The organism is Sphingobacterium athyrii (genome assembly GCF_003071065.1).
Lineage (GTDB): Bacteria > Bacteroidota > Bacteroidia > Sphingobacteriales > Sphingobacteriaceae > Sphingobacterium > Sphingobacterium athyrii.
The window spans coordinates 161,603-177,558 of sequence record NZ_QCXX01000003.1 but is presented as its reverse complement, the minus strand read 5'-3'; the positions used below and the strand labels follow the sequence as shown (position 1 = coordinate 177,558).

The 15,956-nt window shown below is 42.2% G+C and carries 10 protein-coding genes; all 10 read right to left on the bottom strand.

The window, feature by feature from the left end:
• Positions 1–27: 27 nt before the first annotated feature.
• Positions 28–2,091 carry a hypothetical protein gene (locus DCO56_RS11295; RefSeq protein ID WP_219929371.1) on the bottom strand — a complete coding sequence of 688 codons (2,064 nt, stop codon included), beginning with the start codon at positions 2,089–2,091 and terminating at the stop codon, positions 28–30.
• Between the two features lie 204 nt (positions 2,092–2,295).
• Positions 2,296–2,478: a hypothetical protein gene (locus DCO56_RS29255; protein ID WP_181390563.1), complete on the bottom strand. Its 183-nt coding sequence runs from the start codon at positions 2,476–2,478 to the stop codon at positions 2,296–2,298.
• 15 nt (positions 2,479–2,493) lie between these two features.
• Positions 2,494–3,870, bottom strand: coding sequence for a glycoside hydrolase family 43 protein (locus DCO56_RS11290; protein WP_245935826.1), 1,377 nt, complete (start codon positions 3,868–3,870; stop codon positions 2,494–2,496).
• A 6-nt stretch (positions 3,871–3,876) separates the two neighbouring features.
• On the bottom strand, positions 3,877–5,469 hold the full coding sequence (locus DCO56_RS11285) for a glycoside hydrolase family 43 protein (protein WP_245935825.1): 1,593 nt from the start codon (positions 5,467–5,469) through the stop codon (positions 3,877–3,879).
• The gene (locus DCO56_RS11280; protein ID WP_108633886.1) at positions 5,460–7,919 is read right to left on the bottom strand and encodes a glycoside hydrolase family 95 protein; all 2,460 of its coding nucleotides are present in this window, start codon (positions 7,917–7,919) and stop codon (positions 5,460–5,462) included. Before DCO56_RS11280 ends, DCO56_RS11285 begins: the two co-directional genes overlap by 10 nt.
• A 37-nt stretch (positions 7,920–7,956) precedes the next feature.
• Positions 7,957–8,790: an alpha/beta hydrolase gene (locus DCO56_RS11275; RefSeq protein ID WP_108633885.1), complete on the bottom strand. Its 834-nt coding sequence runs from the start codon at positions 8,788–8,790 to the stop codon at positions 7,957–7,959.
• A gap of 49 nt (positions 8,791–8,839) precedes the next feature.
• Positions 8,840–9,805 (bottom strand): transketolase family protein, encoded by a 966-nt coding sequence (locus DCO56_RS11270; RefSeq protein WP_108633884.1) that lies wholly within the window; start codon positions 9,803–9,805, stop codon positions 8,840–8,842.
• A 29-nt stretch (positions 9,806–9,834) separates the two neighbouring features.
• Complete coding sequence (locus tag DCO56_RS11265) at positions 9,835–10,692, bottom strand: transketolase (protein WP_108634520.1); 858 nt, start codon at positions 10,690–10,692, stop codon at positions 9,835–9,837.
• Between the two features lie 7 nt (positions 10,693–10,699).
• Entirely contained in the window at positions 10,700–11,368 is a 669-nt protein-coding gene (gene fsa, locus DCO56_RS11260) for a fructose-6-phosphate aldolase (protein WP_108633883.1), read from the bottom strand.
• 187 nt (positions 11,369–11,555) lie between these two features.
• Entirely contained in the window at positions 11,556–15,632 is a 4,077-nt protein-coding gene (locus DCO56_RS11255) for a hybrid sensor histidine kinase/response regulator transcription factor (protein ID WP_108633882.1), read from the bottom strand.
• Positions 15,633–15,956 lie beyond the last annotated feature (324 nt).

Below are 15,956 nucleotides of genomic sequence, written 5' to 3'. Positions count from 1 at the left end.
AAGTTCGACAAATTACCATTGATCTATTTATTCTGTAACATATTTTATCAGATAGCTTTTCATCTGTCCTTTGTAAACACAGTCAACTTGGGCGTGATCTGCCAATGAATTCGCCTGTCTGACCGTAATTTTCACTTCAGGATTAACTGATGATGCTTTTACAATAGGGATATTTTTACCTTTAACTTCAATAGGAGATGCGACCTCGTAAGTATTGTAACCAATGATGCCATTCTCATCCGTAGACCGAATTGGTATAGAAGGCAATTCAAGTTTTTTGCCATTTACAATAATATCGACCGTTGGCGATATTGGACGTACAATTTTCTTATCTTTCGAACTAAACCCCAGTCCGATAAAATCAAAGAGTGGTTTTCCTTCCTCTCCTTCGGCCACCAGATATAGCGCATGCTTGCCCTCCAGGTGATCAACGTATTTTGAAACATCAACTGTTACTTGTGTTACCTCAGGTTTGGAATTAGCCGAAATGGCTATTTGGGCAATCTTTTTCCCCTTCCAGACATCATTCTCCCAAGGACCATCCAACCACACATTCACTTTAAACGCACTTCGTGTTTTTGGAGCGATAAACAGATCGAAAGCGGTGCGATTTCCTACTTTCGTACCACTAAAAGCTTTCAATCCAAACTTATCCTGATCAAGACCACCGAAGCCAAAATATTTAAAACCGACAATATTTCCATTTTTCATATTAGTAACCGGCATATGATTGTCCCAGACATCCCATGAATCCCGCTGTAGGCTGATATCTGAAAGATAACAGGCATATCCGGCAGAATAGTACCTGTAAGGATCTAACCCATAAAAATGGAAGCCTTCGGATGTAACCTCCGCGCCTTTATATTCCTTTCCCTGCTTATCCTTAATGGTCAGGTTTGCATGGTAAGGGTCAAAGGCGCGAATGGAAACCATTCCACCTTCTTTTACAGACTTTTCATCCCATTGCACTTTAATAGGCTCTACCACAGCCTGTCTGGCAAAACCAAATCCCCGCGGCGGTCTATGATAAAAGACATACCATTGTCCATTGATTAATTCAATACTGCCATGCGTATTGTGACCTGCATTACTGGTTTCAATCCCCGAGCCATCTCGATTCAATACTGGAGCTCGGGAGTCAACCAATACGCCACCGCTCTTCCAGGGCCCTAGTGGTGAATCCGCGACGGCATAGCGTAAAGTCGAGTTGGAACTACCGACACCATATTCTGGCCCAGAATAGCCACTGTATACTGTGACAAATTTATTTCCGACCTTACGAATCGATGAGGCTTCAAAGAAATTAAAAGTACCCAAATCTTCTCCGGAAAAAATATTGGGATAAGAAGTTCCTTTGGGATCACGTAACTCACCATATCGCGCACTTGCCGGCAATAGATAATTAATAATCTCAGTTCCCGGTCGCAGCGAATACATTGTTTTCTGATCCAGCTGCGCTGCCATGGATCGTTGAAATCCCCAAAAACCATAAGCTCGGAAGCCAATTTCGAAATCGGGATCGTTCGGATCGGTAACATACTCAATGTATACTGCGGGATCAAATCCCAAGATACTTCCCGGCAAGGTACGCCTACCGTCCGCAGTCAGATTTACCGGTTTAAATGGACCATTGGGTCTTTCTCCTTTAACGACCATGGCTTCACGATGTTCGCCCCGACTATGTGGAAACAAATAATATTCTTTCTTTCCATCTTTTCGTTTGACCTCAACAAGATCCGGCGCATACATGACGTCCCATTTGCCATCCATCGGATAGGTAAAAATCGCCCCCTCATCACGCCAGCTCGTCAAATCCTCAATAGGTGCCGACCACATCCGAATGTCGGGTCCGCAATAACTTGTAAAACGCAGATCGTGTGAACCAATGATATAAGCACGATATTTTCCAGGCCGATCCGGATCTTCAAAAACTCGGGGTTCGCCATCAGGAAGATGCTCCCAAAGTGGCAAGTAGGGATTACCGATAGATTGATGTACAAAACCTTTACTTAAATCCTTCACGACATTTTGTTGTTGCCCTACCACCATTGTCGTCGACAAAATTCCTGCGATGGATAATACAAATACCATTGCCCTTTTTTTTAAGACAATATTTAGTCCCTTCATAAAATTGAATAAATTAGTTATTTAAATTACTGAATTATAAATTGTTCGTTACTCTTTCGAATTGACTTATCTGATTAAATTAGATTTATCCTACCAATTATCGGTACGGAAAGGTGTTGCCAATAGTCCCTCTTTATTGATCAGATTTGCGTCTACAGGATAATTGCCCTAAGCATAGCGCACTGCTTGGGGATGTTTAATATTTGGATACAACTTGGCATGCCGTCCGTCCTTGACAACTGGTAGCATAATATCCCTTATGACCAGTTCGTTGATCTCCATATCGTAGGGGCCACGTGTTTTACCAAAACTTGGCAGCAATAACAGTAACAAAACAATGAACAGCGCCATACTATACTTTTTCCTTTATTTTCCAAACTTCCAACAATCGAAAAAAAGAATATTGGATGGAGCCTTACCTTTAAAGACAAAGTACAAGTCATGGACACCTGACACCTTGTCGGAAAGCGGAGTGTCTATCGTAGTCCATCTGTCGTCTCCACCCGTTATTGGAACTTGTATCGTCGTTAGGATAGGACCATCCACCGCGTTTGACCTCACCTCCATACTGACACCGCCATTGTGTGTTGTGCCTACCCGTGCGAAGAAAGTCGTTGCCCCCTTGTCGCCAAAATCAACGTTTTTTATACAAGTATAAGCACCGTTTTTAAGCGCTTTAATAAAAACGCCCACTTTATTATTTTGGAACGATTTAACATGTTCAGACCAGGAAATTGTTTCGGCCTGTATTAGGCTATAAGGGTCCACATGGGTAAGAGCTTCGGCAATCCCAGCAGTCATTTTCATGGGCAGGATGCTACCATCAGGATTAAACTTCAATTCCTGAACAGCGACTGAGCGCGTGAAACCTCCCCCTCCCGGTAAGGCGCCATTGTGATAGAAGAAGTAACTCTTTCCTTTAAAATCGATCACACCTGGGTGATTGGTAAAAGCCCTCCCTTCCGCAGGCATCACCACTCCACCATATTTCCATGGACCCTCCGCTTTTTTACTGGTCGAATAGCCAATAAATTCAGGTAAAGGTCCTCCCGGCCAAAAAAGGTAATATAGACTATTTCTTTTGTACAACCAGGGTCCTTCCTCGTAATTGGAGGGGCGTTTGGGATCCCCCTCTCTTCTACCGAATGATGCTGCCGTCATGGGAACTTCCACAATATCACCCTGATAGGAGATCATATCTGCATTGAGTTTTACATATTTCAATTGTGGATTACCCCAATACATATGTACCTGTCCGTCGTCATCAACAAATACAGTCGGATCAATATCCCCCCATTCACTTTGCACAAGCGGTTTTCCCAAAGGATCATGAAATGGTCCCAATGGACTGTCCGCAACTGCCACCCCAATTGCTCCTCGATTATTCAATTTGGAGATCACGGGAACATATAAATAAAACTTACCATTTTTCTCTACACATTGCGCTGCCCAAGCGTCACCTTTGGCCCACTCAAAATCGGTATAGGACAAGATCGCACCATGATCGGTCCAGTTGACCATATCATTGGTAGAATATACACGCCAATTGTTCATATTAAACCAGGTGGATTCATCTTCATCATGTGTTGTATAGAGATATAGGCGATTATTATACACCATAGGTGCTGGATCTGCCGTATATGCGGTTTGTACAATCGGATTCTGAGCCATTAATACATTAATTGTTACGAAAAGCATGATGGAAAACCCGAAAATTACCCGCATAAAAAAAAGTCGTTTCATATCGTTTTAATTTGGCGTAATTTGAAAATAATCAATATCAACATAGCCACCAGCTGCCTTACTGGCATAGTTAAAAATTCCAAACCTATACCCCATAAAATGAGGTATCGTATAGCTCATTTTCAATGGACTGCCTATGGCCGTCCAATGCTGTCCATCCGTACTGTAAAAGAACTCGGCAATGTCTCTTTTATTGGTAAAATCACAGCTCGCTTTCAGAAATATACGTTGCTCCTGCAAGCTGATCTTGGCTACTTCTTCCGGAATTCCTGTCGTAGCATTGACCATTACCAGTGATTTGTTGTTTCCCTCCATAAGGACCCCTAGAAGACCATAGTTCTTCTGCAACAGGGACAAGCCAGCGAAATCACCATCTTTCATCTGTGATATATCCATAGCAATGGAACCACTGCATAAAGGTCCAATAGTTCGTTGCGTCAACGTGTTTTTGGCTCGTAAAAAATCATCAGTAAGTTCCCCGGTCTTCAATCGCAAGAAGCCCTTGCGCTCAGTTACCGACCATAGTTTAGGATCCGGATTATGATTCCATTGCCATACCAAAGGCAAGTCTGACTGGCCTTTTTTTCTGTTAAAATCATCTGAATTGACAATACCCGGTATAAGAGACTGATTAGCTGAAAGGTTTAATTCAACTGGTACTTTCCCCTGAACACCTAGTACAGGCCATCCGTTTTCCCAGTCGACAGGCACTAAAAATGGAATTCGACCAACTGCGCCATGATCTTGGAAAAGATAAGCATACCACTGCCCGTTCGGCATATCAATCAAGCCACCTTGTGCTACCCCCTGATCCTGTAGGACCATCCTGCCTTCGTAAGGTCCTTCAAGTCGGGCAGCACGATGCACGATAACCGTACGCATTCCCCCTGCTGGCCAAGAAATATTAAAAAGATAATACATACCATTTATCTTGAACATTTGTGAACCTTCGGCAGGCAAGCCCATTTTTCCGTTTTTCGGCAAGCTTGGCAAAGAAGCATCTTGGATAAGTATCCGCTCCGTCCCGGGTTTTATACCTGAAAAATCTGGTGCCAATTCGGCCATATGCAAACGCCCCCCGCCCCACAATATATAGGTCTTTCCATGCTCAAAGAATAAGCTGTGATCGTGCAGCATTGGCATAAATTCTTTTGCTTCCCATGGACCATTTTCTATATCTCTTGTTGTGTAGATATGCGTTTTTCCTGTATTTGCGGAAAATGTACTGACATAGTATTTACCATCATGGAAACGCAAGCTGCTTGCCCACGAGCCATGTCCATATGCATTTTTATGCTGCGACAGATTTAGTTCCTCGGTATCTCCCAAAATGTTATACGCATAATTTACCAATTTCCAATTAACTAGATCTTTGGATTTCATAATCGGAAGTCCGGGATTCATATGCATGGTTGTACTACTCATGTAATAGGTATCGCCAACACGTATCATCGACATATCAGGTACATCAGCAAAAATGATCGGGTTTTTCGCCTGTTGCGCTGAAGCGATTGTAAACAGGGCAAAAAAAGATAGAGCAAGCACGATAATTTTCATTGTTAAGTTGTTGATCAGGTTAAATAATAGGGTTAATTCCATAGACCAGTAAAAGTATACTTTCCTCCAGGCGCAGTGGGCACGTCATATTCATAATAGCCCTGCAACTTGTTTCCTTTCAAATTTGCGTCCGGCGAAATCATGGCTGCGGGCGTTGTTGCTGGAACTAACAAAGGGTTAGGCTGTACTTTATTAACCTTTTGCAAACCCTTTCCTCGCAGTGCTGATGCTGTTCTTAATCGCAAGTTTCCACCAAGTGATGAAGACACAATAACCTTTTTTATATGTCCATTTTCCCAATAGAGTTCAATTTCAAAACCACCTCGTGCCTTAATCCCCTTTACCGTGCCTTGTTTCCAGCGATCTGGAATAGCCGGTAACAGATGTATAGCGCCGTCATGACTTTGAACCAACATTTCCGCTACACCTGCTGTCAATCCAAAATTGCCGTCGATCTGGAAGGGAGGATGAGCAGTAAACATATTCGGATAGGTTCTTCCATCAGGATGATTTTGATCAGATATTGTCAACATCTTTTTTATGATTTCGTAGGCGTGATTTCCATCCAATAGCCGTGCCCATAAATTGATTTTCCAACCAATAGACCACCCCGTTGCAAAATCACCGCGGTACATTAATGAGTTGCGCGCTGCTTCAAACAATTCGGGGGTACGAACAGGCGAAATCTGATTACTGGGAAATAAGCCATATAAATGCGACACGTGCCTATGCTGATTCTGGGGATCATCCAGGTCCTCTAGCCACTCCTGCAATTGGCTATATTTGCCGATTTGCATGGGTGGAATACGTTTTACCGTTACCAACAGACTATCTCTGAAATGGTTGTCTACACCCAGGATTTCTGCCGCCTTAGCCGTACGGGTCAACATGTCAAAGCAGAGCTGATTGTCCATTGTCACACCTGCAGACAAAGGCCCCTGTTCCGGAGATATAGAAGGGCAAAGTACCCTCCAGTCTTTGTAGGGATACCCCGGATGTCGTATAAGTGCCGAAAGTAGAAACTCACTGGCCCCTTTCATAATGGGATAAACTTGCTTTAAAAATACTTTGTCTCCGCTAAACAGGTAATGTTCCCAAAGATGCTGAGATAGCCATAATCCACCACTGGGCCACATTCCAGCCGCTGCGAAATCAATTGGGCTCGTTACGCGCCATATATCCGTATTGTGATGAGCAACCCAACCTCGGGCATTGTACATCGTTTGAGCAGTCTCTTTTCCGCTTTCACTAAGCTCCTTGATCATCTCAAATAGAGGTTGCAGCGTATGCGAGAGGTTGGTCACATCCGCAGGCCAATAGTTCATCTCGGTATTTATATTGATGGTATATTTACTGTCCCACGCCGGTGACCTAGACCTATTCCATATTCCTTGTAGGTTGGCGGGCTGTCCCCCGGGTTGTGACGAACAAATCAGCAAATAACGTCCGAATTGGACCAGCAGAGCTACAAGTTTAGGGTCTTGTGTTTGTGTAAAGTTAGCTATACGGGTCGGTACCGGCTGGCTCTCTGCATGCCTCTCTTCACCCAGTTGTAGCTTGAAGCGCTGAAACTGCCTTGCATAGATCTCTTTATGATGTTTCAATGCAAGTTCATAACTATGGGACATTGCACTTTGCAACCGATCAGCAGCTCTGGCAAAAGGATCAGCCCCCAAAAGATTATAATGTTTAAAATTGGTCGCAACTGATACATATATCCGAATTCTACTAGCTCCCTTCACCTCAATTTTAGTATCTGAAATATCGACTACCCCATCTGTATTTTGAACGGCTGTGTGCGTTTGATAGACAATTTGTCCCGAGATCCCCTCATGGTCACTTCCCTTTCCCTCCAGGGCTAATGAGCGTGCACTTTTGAAAACGCGATGTCGCGACTCATTTTCATAGCTCAATTCACAGTTTATCCCCCCTTTTTTACTCGATGTGATTTGCATTACAATCACATCATCGGCAAAGGAGGCAAAAATTTCGCGCGTGAAAGTAATTCCATTTACGGTATATTGCGTTAAGGAGATAGCACGCTCAAGATCAAGAGCACGATAATAGTCCTGATATTGTTCATGGCCCGGAAATCTCAGTAAGATGTTTCCCGCAGTTTGATAAGGCATGCCATGTGTTTTTGTGAAAAAAGTTTCGTTTGCAAGTTTATCAGCCGCAGCTAATCTACCAGCGAAAATATCGTTCTGAATTGTTTTTAAAGCAGCTCCACTCTTCTTATTATCATTGCGATAAGGCCCTCCAGCCCATATCGTCTCTTCGTTGAGCTGTATTTTCTCGTGGGCTGGAATTCCATAAATCATGGCTCCCATTCTTCCATTTCCGAGTGGCAAAGCCTGTTCCCAGATCATGGAATCTGCAGGCTGGTCATACCACATGATCAGCTCGGATCTCTTTTGAGCAAACAATACTGTCGTATTCATCAATAAAATGGTCAACAATACACTTACACACTTCACAATGGCATTTTCCATTATCTATTTTGATATTGTTTAAAAATTATTTACTTCCCTACTTCTTCTCCTTAAATAGCAATTGGGAAATATTATAAAGATCATTTCTCCACACATTGAAATCATGCCGTCCTGGTTCCAAATAGTAGATATGGGGCACTTCATGATCTAAAAGATATTCATGTGTTCTTTTGCTAATATTGAGCAGGCCATCTTGATCACCACAGGAAATCCACAACAATTTTAGCTTGTTTTTAGCTTCCTTTGGAAAGGGTAATAATTCCTGCGGCATCTTGGTATTGGGAGCAGAAGAAAATCCACCTACCCAAGCAAATGTATCCATATGCCCAAGTCCAAAATTCAATGCTTGTCCGCCACCCATGGATAGTCCAAAAATTGCGCGATGCTCGCGGTCTCTGACAACTGGAAATTGTTTTTCAATAAAGGGAATCAGGTCGTCCAGCAGATCTTTTTCGAAAGTCGAGAAAGCAGCTACCCGATCCGGCGCCATAACATCCCCTCCGGCGCGGTCATCTTTCATGGCACGACCATTGGGCATGACCACCAGCATGGGTTTCATTTTTCCTTCGGCATATAGGTTGTCAAAAATAATCTGTGGATTTCCATGCCTCACCCATTCGCGTTCATCACCTCCGATTCCATGTAATAGGTATAGAACAGGATATTTCTTGTTAGGATTATACCCTGGCGGTGTATATATCAGCGCTTTTCTGGATACCCCTACCGTTTTTGACGGATAAATAATAGAATCTATCTTTCCAGTCGATACCAGTTTCCTTTCAACGTCAAATCCCTTTGGTGCAACCTCTTGTGCATGCAACAAGAGGTTGAGCGACATAACACATAATGCTGTGCAAATAATCTTTCTCATTTTTACAATTGGTTGATTAGTAGTCAAAATATGGGATGCCCCCATTGTTTTACAATTTGATTTGTTTTCTTTTTAGTACTCGAAGTACAGCGGCCACAATGGCATCGGCATTTAACCCATATTTGTGCATGAGTTCACTCGGTGTTCCCGATTCACCAAAACTATCGTTCACGGCAACGTATTCTTGAGGTACAGGCATTTGTTTGGTCAATAGCTGCGCGACACTGTCGCCAAGCCCACCAATACGGTTATGTTCTTCGGCTGTCACCACGCAACCCGTTTTTGCGATCGATCCCAGTATAGCTTCCTCATCAAGAGGTTTGATGGTATGTATATTGATGATTTCAGCATCAACTCCCATCCCCTCCAATTCCTCACCTGCTTGGATTGCCTCCCAAACTAAATGTCCTGTCGCAAGGATGGTAACCGCAGTCCCAGGATTGAGCATAACTGCCTTTCCAATAACAAAATCTTGATCATCAGGTGTAAAAACAGGAACAACGGGACGTCCAAAACGCAGATAAACAGGCCCTTTATGTCTGGCTACCGCAATTGTTGCCGCCTTGGTCTGATTATAGTCACAGGGGTTGATAACTGTCATCCCCGGAAGCATTTTCATCAAGCCGATATCTTCTAAGATCTGATGAGTCGCACCATCTTCACCCAAAGTAAGGCCAGCGTGGGAAGCCGCGATCTTTACATTTTTATCCGAATAAGCGATAGATTGGCGAATCTGATCGTAGACCCTTCCCGTCGAAAAATTAGCAAATGTTCCTGTAAAAGGTATCTTACCACCAATGGTCAGCCCAGCGGCAATCCCCATCATATTTGCTTCGGCAATACCAATCTGAAAAAAACGATCCGGAAAAGCTTTGATAAATTCATTCATCTTAAGTGAACCGATCAGATCTGCACAGAGAGCAACCACATTTTCATCTTGTTTTGCCGCTTCTACTAACCCAGCGCCAAAACCAGAACGTGTATCTTTCGATTCTGTATATGTATATTTTTTCATGTTAATCAATTTGGAAATTTTATGATTTCTTAGGCAATATAATCTCCCAAAGTTTCTGCATTCTGATTTAACGCGGATGTCAATTGCTCGTCATTTGGGGCTACACCATGCCATTTGTGCGACCCCATCATAAAGTCGACACCATTCCCCATTTCGGTGTGCAACAATACCATCACGGGAACTCGTTTTGCGGTAGAATCCTGAGCCTTTCTCAGACCAGCGATAACGGAACCGATATCGTTTCCGCGTCTAACCTCTATGACCTTCCAACCAAATGCCATCCATTTCCCCGGTAAATCGCCTAATGAAAGTACATCGTTGGTGGCGCCATCGATCTGAGCTCCATTATAATCCACAATAGCAATCAGATTGTCCATTTTATTATGTGCCGCGTACATGGCCGCTTCCCAGATTTGCCCCTCTTGCAGCTCGCCATCTCCCATGAGCACATATACCAACCGATTGTCTTTATTTAACTTTTTTGCTTGAGCAGCACCGATCGCTACCGAAAGACCTTGCCCTAGTGAGCCCGATGCAACACGTATGCCCGGCAATCCTTCATGGGTTGTTGGGTGCCCCTGCAAGCGTGAATTGAGCTTTCTAAATGTTGCAAGCTCATCTATGGGAAAATACCCAGCGCGCGCCAGCACACTGTAAAACACGGGCGATATATGTCCGTTGGAAAGGAAAAATAGATCCTCTCCAACGCCATTGGGGTCAAATTGTTCCTTTCGCTGCATCAATTCGAAATATAAGCAGACCAGCAATTCTGTACAGCCCAATGACCCACCGGGATGTCCAGATTGACATGCATGAACCATACGGACGATATCTCTTCGAACCTGTTGAACAATAGCCTCTAAATTGTGTATACTTTTTTTAGTCATTACCATCTCAATTATTACTTTGTGCAGCAACGCGTTTATGATCAGCTAAAAATTGAGCAAGCCCACTTTCGGTCAGCGGATGTTTCAATAACGAAAATATGGACTGTAGTGGCGCAGTTATTACATCTGCTCCGATTTTGGCACAACCTAAGATGTGGGCACTATGACGTACTGAAGCGGCCAAAATCTGCGTTGGAAAAGCATAATTATCATAGATCGTGCGTATTTCACGAATCAGCGCCAATCCATCAACAGATATGTCATCAAGCCTTCCGACAAAAGGCGATACATAAGTCGCGCCAGCCTTCGCTGCCAAAAGTGCCTGTCCAGCAGAAAAGACCAAGGTACAATTCGTTTTAATCTGATGTGTACTAAAATATTTGATTGCTTTAATACCATCCTCAGTCATCGGTACCTTAACAACAATTTTGCTATCTAAGCCCGTCAATAGCAAACCCTCCTCAATCATGGAGCTATAATCGGTTGAAATTACTTCCGCACTCACATCTCCATCGACAATCGCACAGATTGCTTTGTAATGCGCATTAATATTTTCCGTTCCTGTGACTCCCTCTTTGGCCATCAATGAAGGATTGGTGGTTACACCATCCAATACGCCTAAATTTTGAGCCAAACGAATCTCACTGAGATTTGCTGTATCGATAAAAAACTTCATATTTTTTTTGATTAGTTTAGTACTCGCCGGATCCCCAGCGATTGGTTATAAGGCAAAACTATAATTTTCAATAGGATAGCATTGCAACAAATAAAAAAAAGAAGGGTAAAAATGTATAAAACAGATCACCCTTCCGAAAAATAGTAGCTAAAACTACCTTTTTAAACAACACTTATTATAGCCCGCACTACACTGAAATACTTTTTTGGGCCTGAATATATTCACTAGGTGTCATCTGATATTTTGCTTTGAATACCTTTGTAAAATAATTTGGATTTGCGAACCCCGTTTCGTAGGCTATCTCAGAGATAGACTTATCACTTTTTTCCAATAAGCTAGCAGCCTTTTCCAATTTGACAGACCGGATGAAATCTACAGGTGACATTCCGGTAAGTTCCAGCAATTTATTGTACAAAGAAGCCCTACTCATCGAGGTATGCGCACTTAATGCTTCGACCGATAATTGTGGGTTATCAATATTATCGTGCACATAGTTCAATACTTTCTGTAAAAATTTGTCCTTTTCGGATACAACGGTCAATTCAGGGGCTACGATAGATACCTGCTTGCTATAAACTTCCTTAAACGCTTGATTCAAATGAAGTAAACTATTGATTTTTGCTACCAATACATGCATATCAAAAGGTTTGGTCAGGTAGCCCACAGCACCAGATTCCAATCCGCAAACAAGTCCATTATCCACTTGGGAAGCGGTCAGTAATACGACGGGGATGTGCTTGGTCCGTTTATCCTGCGCAAGCTTCTGTGAAAATTCCATACCATTGAGGTATGGCATCTGTACATCGCTCACGACAAGATCGGGATGATGAAAAAGTGCCTTTTGCCAACCATCTTTTCCATTAGTGGCCTCGATGATCTGATAGTATTCTTTTAAGGATTCCTTAAGATAATACCTAAAATCTTCGTCGTCTTCTATAATAAGGACAAGTGGGGTCTGCCTAGGCTCCAACGATTGATCGGAAGTTATTATTTCCTGCTCAGGCAACATATCATGATCTGATTCCGCCGGATCCAACCACAGATCAAATTTAAAAACACTGCCCCTTTCCGGTTGGCTAGCGACTGAAATCTCGCCATTATACATCTCAACAAATGACTGTGCAATCGACAATCCGATGCCAGAACCTTGGCTAGCAACCTTACCATCGTTGTCGTATTGGAAAAAGCTTTCGAATATGGATTTTTGCAATTGTTCAGGAATTCCAACTCCCGTATCCCTTACTTCAAAGCGCACATGTAGCTTCTTGTCCATCATGCTGACGGATGTTATACTCACCGCTATATCCCCATCTTTTTTTGTAAATTTAAAGGCATTATAGATTAGATTAAATAGAATACGCTCGATTTTATTACGGTCGAAACGGCAATATAATTTTTCCTGGCAAGGTAAAAAAGAATAGTCGATCCCCTTTTGCAAGGCCATATCCTGAAATGACCGATAGACTTCCTCCACAAATGAAACCAATTCGCCATCTTCATCCTGCAACTTCAATTCATGGTATTCCATCTTCCTAAAGTCAAGCAATTGGTTGACCAAATTTAACAGCCTTCGTGCGTTGCGCCTGATTAAATTCAGCTGATCTCCCAATTTACTATCTTTATTTTTTGCTACTAAGGTATCAATAGGTCCCATAATCAATGAAATTGGCGTACGGAATTCATGGCTTAAATTTGTTAAGAACCGGATTTTCATCGCATCTAATTGATGCTTCGCTTCCGCATCCCTTTTTTGTTGCTCGATAAACTGCTTAGCTTGGATACGTTCCTGCTCCAGTGCAAATTTTTGTTTTAACTTTTGGATCCCGCGATGTCTGATCCAGAACAATCCTCCAGCAACTGCAATGACGTAAAATATATAAGCATAGATCGTTCGCCAAAATGGAGGAGCAACACGTATGATAATAGATTTGATTTCCTTGTCCCAAATTCCATCATTATTACTCGCACGTACCTGAAAGGTGTAATCTCCGGGATCTAAATTTGTATAATAAGCACTATTCTCTTTTCCGTTCCTAATCCAGTCTTTATCAAAACCGACAAGCCGATACTCATATTGGTTATCTTCTGGCACCGTAAGATTTAATGCTGCAAAAGAAATTGAGAAATTTTGTTTATACTTTAAATGAATACGATCCGCTGTCAACAAGGACTGCTGTATCGGTCCTTTCTCTGCCGGTTGAATGATAACATTGTCAATTTTTAGGTCGGTCAGAACTACTTTAGCAGGGTTACCATTTGTTTTTAGGTGTGCTGGATTAAAATGATTGAAACCTTTCTGTCCTCCAAAATATATTTCCCCATCGCTAGTTTTTAGAGATGCGCCTAGCATAAAAGCCCCCTCCTGTAATCCTACCGCTGTCGAATAGTTCTTAAATTTGTCTTCCGATGGAGAATAGCAGCTCAACCCCTTATTGGTTGAAAACCACATCCGTCCTTTATCGTCCTCCACAATACTTTGTATGGCACCATTAGCCAAACCATCTTTCTCAGAAAGGGTCTCAAATTGTGTTGTTCCTTTTCGAAGAATTCCTACTCCATTGCCATTGGTTCCAACCCATAAATTTCCATTTTTATCACTATGAATGGCCAGTATATAATTGCTAGGTAGTTTATTGTTTGCTTTATCAAAAACCATAGTACCTTTCGTCCGGGGATTATACCTGACGAGCCCCGAACCATAAGTACCTATCCACATCGTCTTTGTGTGATCCTCTTCCAGAGCCCGTATAAAATTTCCTGGCAGCTGGATCCCATCTACTCCCGCCTCATTCCGTCTATATTTCTTTACAATACCAGTCCCTTTTTGGATAATATTAATACCACCACCATTGGTTCCTACCCAAATATTTCCTTGAAAATCAGTTTTTAAACAAAATATATCGTTGTTATTTAAATTGTCCTCCTTATTTCCCGCAACATATCTTTTTAAATTTCCCGTAAGGAGATCATAACAAAGTAGCCCTTGCTGATAAGTGCCAATCCAAAGTTGTTCAGCCTTTCTCTCCAAGGCCAAAACGGTTAGATCCGAAGGCAGGTTGGTAGATAAGTTAACCGAAGACAATTTATCTGCCTCCTTATCGTATTGCCAGACACCACCACCATCAACGCCCAGAAAAATCTTATTTTGATAAGCAGCAAAAGAAGTTACTATGGCAGGATCACCTGTCATTCCTTCTAAGAAGTCCAAACTTTTTAACCTAAATTGACTTAAATTCGTGTCGTACTTATTCAGCCCTCCTTGAAAAGTACCGATCCAGTAAATACCACTGTTATCTGCAAAAATAGATCGTATAGACTTATGTGACAAGCTATGTACATTACTTGGATCGGGTTTAAAAGTCCGAATGGTTAAATCCCCGGTGTTGAGCACATCGAGTCCGTTATCGGTTCCAACCCATAGACATTGCTGATGGTTAAAGCATAAAGAATAAATTCGCGGACTACTCAGGTTTCCTTTACCCTGCTTTGCTATAAACTTATTGAAATATGCCTCACCGCTATTGAGGTATTTAAGTCCAAGCATTGAACCTATCCAGATCCGGCCTTTATCATCCTCTACGATAGAAGTCACTTCTATTCCATTTCCATAGCCCTCCTGTTCGGACAGCACTTCAAAACGTTTTATTGTCTTTAAGTCATTTGAAATTCGAAAAACGTTCTTCTCCGAAGAAACCCACATGTTGTTTTGCCTGTCGCGAAATACGCAACTCGTCACTTTACCGGCAAAAGTCTCAATGATATGTCTATATTTGGGGTCCGTTTTTTTGCGCAGATCGTTGACATCGAGAATATCTAGCGCGCCATAAGAAGCGATCCAAATATTTCCATCAGCATCTTTATCAATTGCATTAATTGCTGTACTGAGCCATTTGCCATCCGGAGTAAGATTATATGAACGAATACGGTCAGTTTCCCGGTCGTAGTAGCTTAGTCCTCCCCCATTTGTGCCAATCCATATCCGCCCCTTTTTATCTTCGCAAAGTGCCGAAATATGATTTGCCATCAAACTATTCTCTTGGTTGGCATCATAACGATAGACATTGTAATGGCGGCCATCAAATCGATTAAGTCCATCTTCCGTTCCCAGCCAAAGAAAGCCGTAGCTATCTCGATAAATGCTATAAATCGTATTGGAGGAAAGCCCATCTTTCGAGGAGTAACGTTGGAACGTGACAGGCTCATTTTGCCCGTAAGAAAAAAAAGTCAACATCGTCCAGGTTAATATCAGTGAAATCCGTATCATATATTCAGGTGTAATCTTCGCTATTTAAAACAGCACTGTGAACAGCCAACTAATTTATTAAATTAATCCTGACCAAACCAATATCGACATAATTTATACCCTATATTCGGCGGTATTTGACATTCTTATCCTTCATTTAAACATTCTTGCTATCATTACAGCCACGCATTGGCTAGTTTTGGTTTACAATTATAAACTGCTTTGAAAGGCATCTCCATTCGTGGAGGAACTACATCTTAATCGTGCAACCGGTTGCGATGCTTTTACGATCAAAAATTTAACCAATTATTATTGCAAAACATGACAACACTAGATGATCCATGA

Coding starts and splice junctions, on each gene's coding strand:
- DCO56_RS11285 (WP_245935825.1), bottom strand. CDS start 5,469: ATGGAATTAACCCTATTATTTAACCTGATCAACAACTTAACAATGAAA.
- DCO56_RS11255 (WP_108633882.1), bottom strand. CDS start 15,632: ATGATACGGATTTCACTGATATTAACCTGGACGATGTTGACTTTTTTT.
- DCO56_RS29255 (WP_181390563.1), bottom strand. CDS start 2,478: ATGGCGCTGTTCATTGTTTTGTTACTGTTATTGCTGCCAAGTTTTGGT.
- fsa (WP_108633883.1), bottom strand. CDS start 11,368: ATGAAGTTTTTTATCGATACAGCAAATCTCAGTGAGATTCGTTTGGCT.
- DCO56_RS11275 (WP_108633885.1), bottom strand. CDS start 8,790: ATGAGAAAGATTATTTGCACAGCATTATGTGTTATGTCGCTCAACCTC.
- DCO56_RS11280 (WP_108633886.1), bottom strand. CDS start 7,919: ATGGAAAATGCCATTGTGAAGTGTGTAAGTGTATTGTTGACCATTTTA.
- DCO56_RS11295 (WP_219929371.1), bottom strand. CDS start 2,091: ATGGTATTTGTATTATCCATCGCAGGAATTTTGTCGACGACAATGGTG.
- DCO56_RS11270 (WP_108633884.1), bottom strand. CDS start 9,805: ATGAAAAAATATACATATACAGAATCGAAAGATACACGTTCTGGTTTT.
- DCO56_RS11265 (WP_108634520.1), bottom strand. CDS start 10,692: ATGACTAAAAAAAGTATACACAATTTAGAGGCTATTGTTCAACAGGTT.
- DCO56_RS11290 (WP_245935826.1), bottom strand. CDS start 3,870: ATGAAACGACTTTTTTTTATGCGGGTAATTTTCGGGTTTTCCATCATG.